General features: G+C 67.7%; 5 protein-coding genes and 1 pseudogene. 2 read left to right on the top strand and 4 right to left on the bottom strand.

Translation table 11 applies throughout. The features are described from left to right. Nucleotides 1–197: 197 nt before the first annotated feature. Together HDC96_RS13240 and HDC96_RS13235 are read right to left on the bottom strand one after the other, a co-directional pair. The gene (locus HDC96_RS13240) at nt 198–1,595 is read right to left on the bottom strand and encodes an amino acid permease (RefSeq protein ID WP_179460415.1); all 1,398 of its coding nucleotides are present in this window, start codon (nt 1,593–1,595) and stop codon (nt 198–200) included. 75 nt (nt 1,596–1,670) lie between these two features. Beyond that, the gene (locus tag HDC96_RS13235; protein WP_179460368.1) at nt 1,671–2,381 is read right to left on the bottom strand and encodes an AraC family transcriptional regulator; all 711 of its coding nucleotides are present in this window, start codon (nt 2,379–2,381) and stop codon (nt 1,671–1,673) included. A gap of 180 nt (nt 2,382–2,561) precedes the next feature. Between HDC96_RS13235 and HDC96_RS13230 the strand changes: the two genes are divergently transcribed. Beyond that, nucleotides 2,562–4,652: a catalase gene (locus tag HDC96_RS13230; RefSeq protein WP_179460367.1), complete on the top strand. Its 2,091-nt coding sequence runs from the start codon at nt 2,562–2,564 to the stop codon at nt 4,650–4,652. Nucleotides 4,653–4,688: 36 nt separating this feature from the next. After that, nucleotides 4,689–4,973, top strand: a pseudogene (locus tag HDC96_RS13225) (hypothetical protein); the annotation flags it as partial. Between the two features lie 162 nt (nt 4,974–5,135). Here HDC96_RS13225 and HDC96_RS13220 read toward each other — a convergent pair. Both HDC96_RS13220 and HDC96_RS13215 read right to left on the bottom strand, forming a co-directional pair. Further along, nucleotides 5,136–6,401, bottom strand: a complete 1,266-nt coding sequence (locus tag HDC96_RS13220; protein WP_179460366.1) for a HAMP domain-containing sensor histidine kinase — start codon at nt 6,399–6,401, stop codon at nt 5,136–5,138. Continuing rightward, a complete protein-coding gene (locus HDC96_RS13215) occupies nt 6,398–7,084 on the bottom strand; it encodes a response regulator transcription factor (protein ID WP_179460365.1) in 687 nt (228 codons plus the stop codon). The genes HDC96_RS13220 and HDC96_RS13215 overlap by 4 nt, the downstream gene beginning before the upstream one ends. Nucleotides 7,085–7,086 lie beyond the last annotated feature (2 nt).

The following is a 7,086-nucleotide window of genomic DNA, read 5'->3' as shown; positions in this document are numbered from 1 at the left end:
CCGGGCACATCTCCAAAGGCTGCCGGCCAGCGGCCGGCACTACCGCGCCCGTCTGCTGGAGGGGCCGAAGTCCCTCCAACAACACAGTTGCTACATGGACGTACTTGCGGCGGGTCCCGACAACCCACCCGTGCCCGCCCCAACCAGCGGACCCCAAAACCTGCCGCTGTTAGCTGTTAGCTGTTAGCTGTTGGCTGTTAGCTGTTGGCTGTAGCACGCACCCGACGCGAAATCTCACTGCTCGCCGCAATCACCACCGTCAGCGCCGCCATCGACAGGAACTGCACCCGCGTGTGCGCCTCGGACAGCAACAGACCGAAGATCAACGCCAGCACCCCCAACCCGAACACCGTCAGATACGGATACCCCGCCATCCGGAACGGCAGACGCGTCCCATCGCGGTTCGCACGATGGCGCAGGATCAACTGCGACAACAACGAAATCGTCCACACCAGCAGACACGTCGAGCCCACGATATTGAGCAGCACCGGCAACACCTTGCCCGGGAACAACAGCTCCATCACCGTCGCCGCGAAACCGAACAGCACACTGGCCAGCACCGCGATGATCGGCACCTGGCGCGGGTCGGTCCAGCCCAGCACCGCCGGCGCCTCGCGACGCTGCGCCAGCGAATACATCATCCGCGACGCACCGTAGAGATTGGCGTTCAACGCCGACAGCAGCGCGATCACCGCGATCAGCGTGATCGCCGTCGCCGCGCCCGGAATCTTGGCCGCTTCCAGCACCGCCGCGAACGGCGATTTCAGCGCCTCGCTGGTCCACGGCACCACCGCGATGATCACGCTCAACGAGCCGATGTAGAACACCAGGATGCGCCAGGCCACGGTGCGGATCGCACGGGCGATGCTGCGCTCGGGATCCTCGGTTTCGGCCGCGGCCACCGCCACGATCTCGGTGCCGCCAAAGGCGAATATCACCACCAGCAGCGCCGCGCCGATGCCGGCCAGCCCCTTGGGCATGAAGCCGCCGTGTTCGGTGAAGTTGCGCAGGCCTGGCGAAGCCACGTCCGGCAGCCAGCCCATCAGCAGCGCCACGCCGATCAGGATGAAGCCGACGATCGCGGCGACCTTGAGGATCGCAAACCAGAATTCGAACTCACCGAAGTTCTTCACCCCGAGCAGGTTGATCGCGGTGAAGAACAGCATGAACGCCAGCGCCGCCATCGGGACCGGAATCGCCGGCCAGACCGTGGCGAGCAGGCCGGCCGCACCGACCGCCTCGGCGGCGATCACGATCACCAGCTGCACCCACCACAGCCACCCCACCGTCGCGCCGGCGGTGGCTCCCATCGCATCGGCGGCATACACCGAGAACGCACCGCTGGTCGGCTTGGCCGCGGCCATTTCGCCCAGCGCGTTCATCACGATGATCACCAGCGCGCCGGCGACGAGATACGACAACAGGACCGCCGGGCCGGCGGCCTGCACACCCACACCGGAGCCGAGGAACAGGCCGGCGCCGATCGCGCTGCCCAGGCCCATCATGATCAGCTGGCGGGGCTTCAGCGCGTGCCCGAGGCGGGCAGCGGCGGGCGGGATGGCGGGAGCCGGAGTCTGGGATGCGGGCATCGGAATCGATTGGCGGGCAACAAGTGCGACACCATACCCTGTCGGCCGCGCGGCGGCATAGGCCGGAAGCCCCTCCCCGCCTCAGGCGGCGGCGCGCTCGCCGATCTGGGCGCGGTAGGCCCGGGGCGACAGCCCGACTTCGGCCTTGAACTTGCGGGTGAAGGCACTCTGGTCGGTGAAGCCGCAGGCCTGGCCGATGCTGGCGATGCTGTCCGGGCCATGCAGCAGGTGCACCGCCATCTGGATGCGCAGGCGGGTCAGGACCTGCTGCGGGGTCATCTGGAACACCTTGCGGAAGGTGCGCTCCAGCTTGGACAGCGAGAACCCGGTGATGTCGAGCAGGGTCTGCATGCGCACGTTCTCCGCGTAATGCGCATTCAGATGGGCAAGAGCCAGGCGCAGCTGTTCGTACTGGGTGCCCAGGCTGTCCTTCTGCCCCAGGTCGCGCGAGATCCCGATCAGCCCGCGGATCTGCCCGTCGACCAGCAGCGGCCGCTTGCAGGTCAGGCACCAGCCCGGCTCGCGGTTGGCGAACAGGTGCAGTTCCATCAGGTTCTCGATGACCTTGCCGGCCAGCACCTGTTCGTCCTGGGTCGCGTAATCCGCGCCCAGCCCGGTGGGATAGATCTCCGCCGCGGTGCGCCCGATCACGTCCTTGCGCGACTTCAGGCCGAGCCGGCGCAGCATGGTCTGGTTGATGTGCGTATAGCGCCCGTCGCAGTCCTTCATGAAGAACAGGACGTCGGGGATCGCATCAAACAGGGCTTCGATGTCGGCGGGTTCAACGCGCATGCGGCTGGGAAACACAGGAGAAGACGCGCCCAAGGATACCTGCCCGGGCCCCGCCCACACAGCGGCCGGACGCGGCATGTGAAGCGCGGGTGCAAGCAGGGCCGCGTATTCGCACCCTCGATTAACGCCCCGGCCGCCAGTGTGAGCCGATCCCCTTCCGCCAGCTCCCGGAGTCGCCTCATGGCCGCCAGCAAGAAAAGCACGAAGAACGCCCCTGCACCCGCCACCGATGTCCGCGGCGAGGGGGATGAACTGCACCAGCGTGCGGGCAACGGCCACCCGGTGCTGACCACCAACCAGGGCATCCCGGTCGGTGACAACCAGAACTCGCTGCGGGCGACCCCGCGCGGGCCGACCCTGCTGGAAGACTTCATCCTGCGCGAGAAGATCACCCACTTCGACCATGAGCGCATCCCCGAGCGCATCGTGCATGCCCGCGGCAGCGCAGCGCACGGTTACTTCGAGCTGACCCGCTCGCTCGGCGAGTACACCCGCGCCCGCATCCTCAGCGAAGTGGGCGTGCGCACCCCGCTGTTCACCCGCTTCTCCACCGTGGCCGGCGGCGCCGGTTCGGTCGACACCCCGCGCGATGTACGCGGCTTCGCGGTGAAGTTCTATACCAAGGAAGGCAACTGGGACCTGGTCGGCAACAACATCCCGGTGTTCTTCATCCAGGACGCGATCAAATTCCCGGACCTGATCCATGCCGTGAAGATGGAGCCGGACCGCGCCTTCCCGCAGGCGGCCAGCGCCCACGACACCTTCTGGGACTTCGTGTCGCTGATGCCCGAGTCGATGCACATGATCATGTGGGCGATGAGCGACCGCACCATCCCGCGCTCGCTGCGCACCATCGAAGGCTTCGGCATCCACAGCTTCCGGCTGATCAACGATGCTGGCGAATCCACCTTCGTCAAATTCCACTGGCGGCCGAAGCTGGGCATCCAGTCCACGGTCTGGGACGAGGCGGTCAAGCTGCAGAGCGCGGACAACGACTTCCACCGGCGCGATCTGTTCGAGGCGATCACTGCCGGCGACTTCCCCGAGTGGGAGCTGGCCGTGCAGCTGTTCACCGAGGAACAGGCCGAGTCGTTCCCGTTCGACCACCTGGATTCGACCAAGATCATCCCCGAGTCGCTGGTCCCGCTGACCGTGATCGGACGCATGGTGCTGGATCGCTGGCCGGACAACTTCTTCGCCGAGACCGAGCAGGTCGCCTACTGCCCGGCCAACGTGCCGCCGGGCATCGATTTCAGCAACGATCCGCTGCTGCAGGGGCGACTGTTCTCCTATCTGGACACCCAACTCAGCCGCCTGGGCGGTCCGAACTTCCACCAGATTCCGGTCAACGCCCCCAAGTGCCCGTTCGCCAACCACCAGCGCGACGGCCACATGCAGATGAGCATCCCGAAGGGGCGGGTTGCCTACGATCCCAGTTCCCTGCAGGGCGACACCCCGCGCGAAACCCCTGACGGTTTCCCCAGCCACGCCACCGCGCCGGACGATGGCCGCAAGGGCCGCGTGCGTGCGGAGAGCTTCGCCGATCACTACAGCCAGGCCCGGATGTTCTTCCGCAGCCTGGAAGCCCCGGAGCAGGCACACCTGGCCTCGGCGCTGGTGTTCGAGCTGTCCAAGGTGGAGACGGTCAAGGTGCGCGAGCGCACCGTGAGCCACCTGCGCAACATCGACGACGCGCTGGCCAAGCGCGTGGCCGACGGTCTGGCGATGCCCACCCTGCCCGAGCCGGCCGCCACGCAGACCCCGGCGCAGGATTTCCCGAAGGCGCCGGAAGTGCGCATCATCGGCCGCACCAAGGACCTGCTCAAGGGCCGCTGCATCGGCATCCTGTTCGACGAGGGCTCCGATGCGACGCTGATCGCCAACCTGCGCAAGGCCGCCGACAAGGCCGGCGCCAGCGTCAAGCTGGTGGCGCCGAAGATCGGTGGCGCCAAGCTCAGTGACGGCAAGACGCTGGCGGCGGACGGCCAGCTGGCAGGCACGCCGTCGGTGATTTTCGATGCGGTCGCCGTCGTACTCAGCACTGACGCGGCCAAGAAGCTGAGCAAAGAGTCGGCCGCGATCGATTTCGTCAGCGATGCCTGGGCGCATCTGAAGGCGATCGCCGCCGACGATGGGGCACAGGCGCTGCTGAAGGTGGCCCGCGTCGGCAACGATGCCGGCGTGGTCGAGGCCGAGGATGCCAAGGCGTTCCTGGCTGCTGCGGCCACCCGCCAGTGGGCCCGCGAACCGAAGGTGCGCACGCTCGCCTGAGCGGCGCGGCCTTCTTCAGGAAACAGGAGCATTCCCATGCCGCGTGGTGATAAGTCCAGCTATACCGACAAGCAGAAGCGCCAGGCCGAGCACATCGAGGAAAGCGAGAAGGACCAGGGCCGCAGCGAGGCGGCTGCGGAGCGCATCGCCTGGGCCACGGTCAACAAGCAGGATGGTGGCGGGAAGAAGAGCGGCGGCGCGAGGAAGTCCACCAGGAAGACGACGAAAAAGTCGGTGGCAAAGAAGGCGCCGGCCAAGGGGGCGGCCGCCAAGAGTGCGGCAACGAAATCAGCGAAGAAGACGGCCGCCCGCAAAGCGGCCCGTAGCCGGACCTGAGCATCAGCAGCCCGCTCGCAGGGCTACCGCGTGCTGTTCGAGGCAGCACGCGGTACCGCCAACCCTGCGTTCGCGCACTTTTGCGGTCGACGGAAGCGGACCGGCCCCCGGTGCCGCGCCCTGCGTGGGGCAGCCCTGAGCGCGGACCTACTGCACGCTGAAACTGGCGACCGTGGCGTGCTCGGTGCCTTCGATGCGCAGGTCGATGGCAAAGCGGTCGCACAGTCGGTGCACGATCGCCAGGCCGAGCCCGAATCCGGCACTGCCCTCCCCTTTCGCGAATGGCCGCATGATCGTGTCGGGGTCGCCTGCCGGCGCCGTATTGCGGATGCGCAGCCGTCCGGCCGCGACATCGATGTGCACTTCCCCCGCCCGCGTGTGCGCGAATGCATTGCCCACCAGATTGGCCAGCAGCATGTGCAGGACCGGACCGGGCACCGTCAGGCGCGCGTCGCCGGGCACATCGACCCGCACCGCCACCGGCTTGCCCTCCAGCAGCGCCGCCTGCTCGACCACCACCTGTTCCAGCACCGGCAGTACCGCCAGCGGCGTCGCGTCCCGTTGCACATTCTCTTCGCGGGCCAGCGTGAGCAGGGTGATCACGGTCTGTTCGAGGTGACGCGCGGAGTGTTGTACATGGTCGAGCTGCAACCGCCCGGCCGCAGACAGTCCCGGCTCGCGGGCCAGCTGTTCGGTCGCGCTGCGGATCACGGCCAATGGCGTGCGCAGCTCATGGCTGGCATCGCGGGTGAACGCATGTTCGCGCGCAACGAAGGCGCGCACCTGCCCGCTCAGCCTGTCCAGGCCACGGGCCAGAACACCGACCTCGTCATCGGGGAAATCAGCCGCGAACCCGACCGGCAAACGCGCCGGTGCCATGTCATCCACCAGTGCCGCGAGTTTCGACAACGGCCGCGTGGTACGTCGCGCCAGCCACGCACCGGCCAGCACGGCGACCACGACCACGGCCACGCCGGACCAGGCCAGCAACGCCAGAATCTGGCGGCGCATCGGCCGGACCACCAGCTGCTGGCTGACCTCGGCGACCAGCCACCCCGGTGCACCGGAACCGCCCGGCTGCAGCGCGCGCAGGTGATAGTGACGTCCCTCGGTGCCGGCGATCTCGCGACGCCACGGCTCGGCATCGAAGGCGAACTTGAGATCCGCAGGGAACGTGGCAGGGCTGTCGTGCATCGTCATGAAGGCACTGCGCGGCGGCGACCACGTCCCACGGGTGGCCCGCTGCTCCAGCTGCTGCTGCGCTTCCTGTTCGAGCATCGCCTCGAAGAAGCGATCCTCCACGCTGTACACGAATACCGCCACGTACAGGCCGAACAGGCTGGCCACCGCGAGTGCGAACACCGAGAAAGCCAGCATCAACCGGTTGCGCAGGCGGTGCACCGGTGCCGTCATGCGTCAGCCTCCAGCTTGAAGCCGACATCGTGCACGGTCTTGAGCATCGGCCGATCAAACGGTTTGTCCAGGGCCTGGCGCAGCAGGTAGAGGTGCGAACGCAGCGGGTCCGACGGTGGCGCCTCATCGCCCCACAGACGGCGGATCAACTCGCTGCGGGTCACCGTGCGCGGCCAGGCTTCGGCGAGCAGCACCAGCAGCCGATAGGCCGTCTGCGGCAACTCGATCGTCTGCCCACCGCGGCACACGGCGCCGCTACGGCGGTCGATGCCGAGCGACCCGATACGCAGCACGTGCCCGTCGCGCCGGCCGTGCCGATGGGCCAGCGCCAGGCATCGCGCCAGCAGTTCCTCGCCGGCGAACGGCTTGACCAGGTAATCATCGGCACCGGCCTGGAAGCCGATCAGTTTGTCGCCCAGCGTGTCGCGCGCGGTCAGCATCAGGATCGGGATGTGGCGGTCGGCCTGTTCGCGCAGATGACTGCACACGCGCAGGCCGTCCATGCCCGGCAGGGTCAGGTCCAGCACCAGTACGTCGGGCGGTTCGTCCAGCGCCATCTGCAGGCCGCTGCGGCCATCGGCGGCAAAGGCCACGCGATGGCCACGCGCCTCCAGCAGCGTGGCCATGCCGGCGCGCAGCGCCGGATTGTCCTCGATGACCAGGATGTGCAGGCCGTCGTGCATCG

Origin of the sequence: Stenotrophomonas sp. JAI102 (assembly GCF_013409105.1) — a bacterium.
GTDB classification, from domain to species: domain Bacteria; phylum Pseudomonadota; class Gammaproteobacteria; order Xanthomonadales; family Xanthomonadaceae; genus Stenotrophomonas; species Stenotrophomonas maltophilia_AA.
Note: the sequence above shows the minus strand (reverse complement) of the source record. Positions and strands in the feature narration are given on the sequence as shown.

Coding starts and splice junctions, on each gene's coding strand:
- HDC96_RS13235 (WP_179460368.1), bottom strand. CDS start 2,381: ATGCGCGTTGAACCCGCCGACATCGAAGCCCTGTTTGATGCGATCCCC.
- HDC96_RS13230 (WP_179460367.1), top strand. CDS start 2,562: ATGGCCGCCAGCAAGAAAAGCACGAAGAACGCCCCTGCACCCGCCACC.
- HDC96_RS13220 (WP_179460366.1), bottom strand. CDS start 6,401: ATGACGGCACCGGTGCACCGCCTGCGCAACCGGTTGATGCTGGCTTTC.
- HDC96_RS13215 (WP_179460365.1), bottom strand. CDS start 7,084: ATGCACGACGGCCTGCACATCCTGGTCATCGAGGACAATCCGGCGCTG.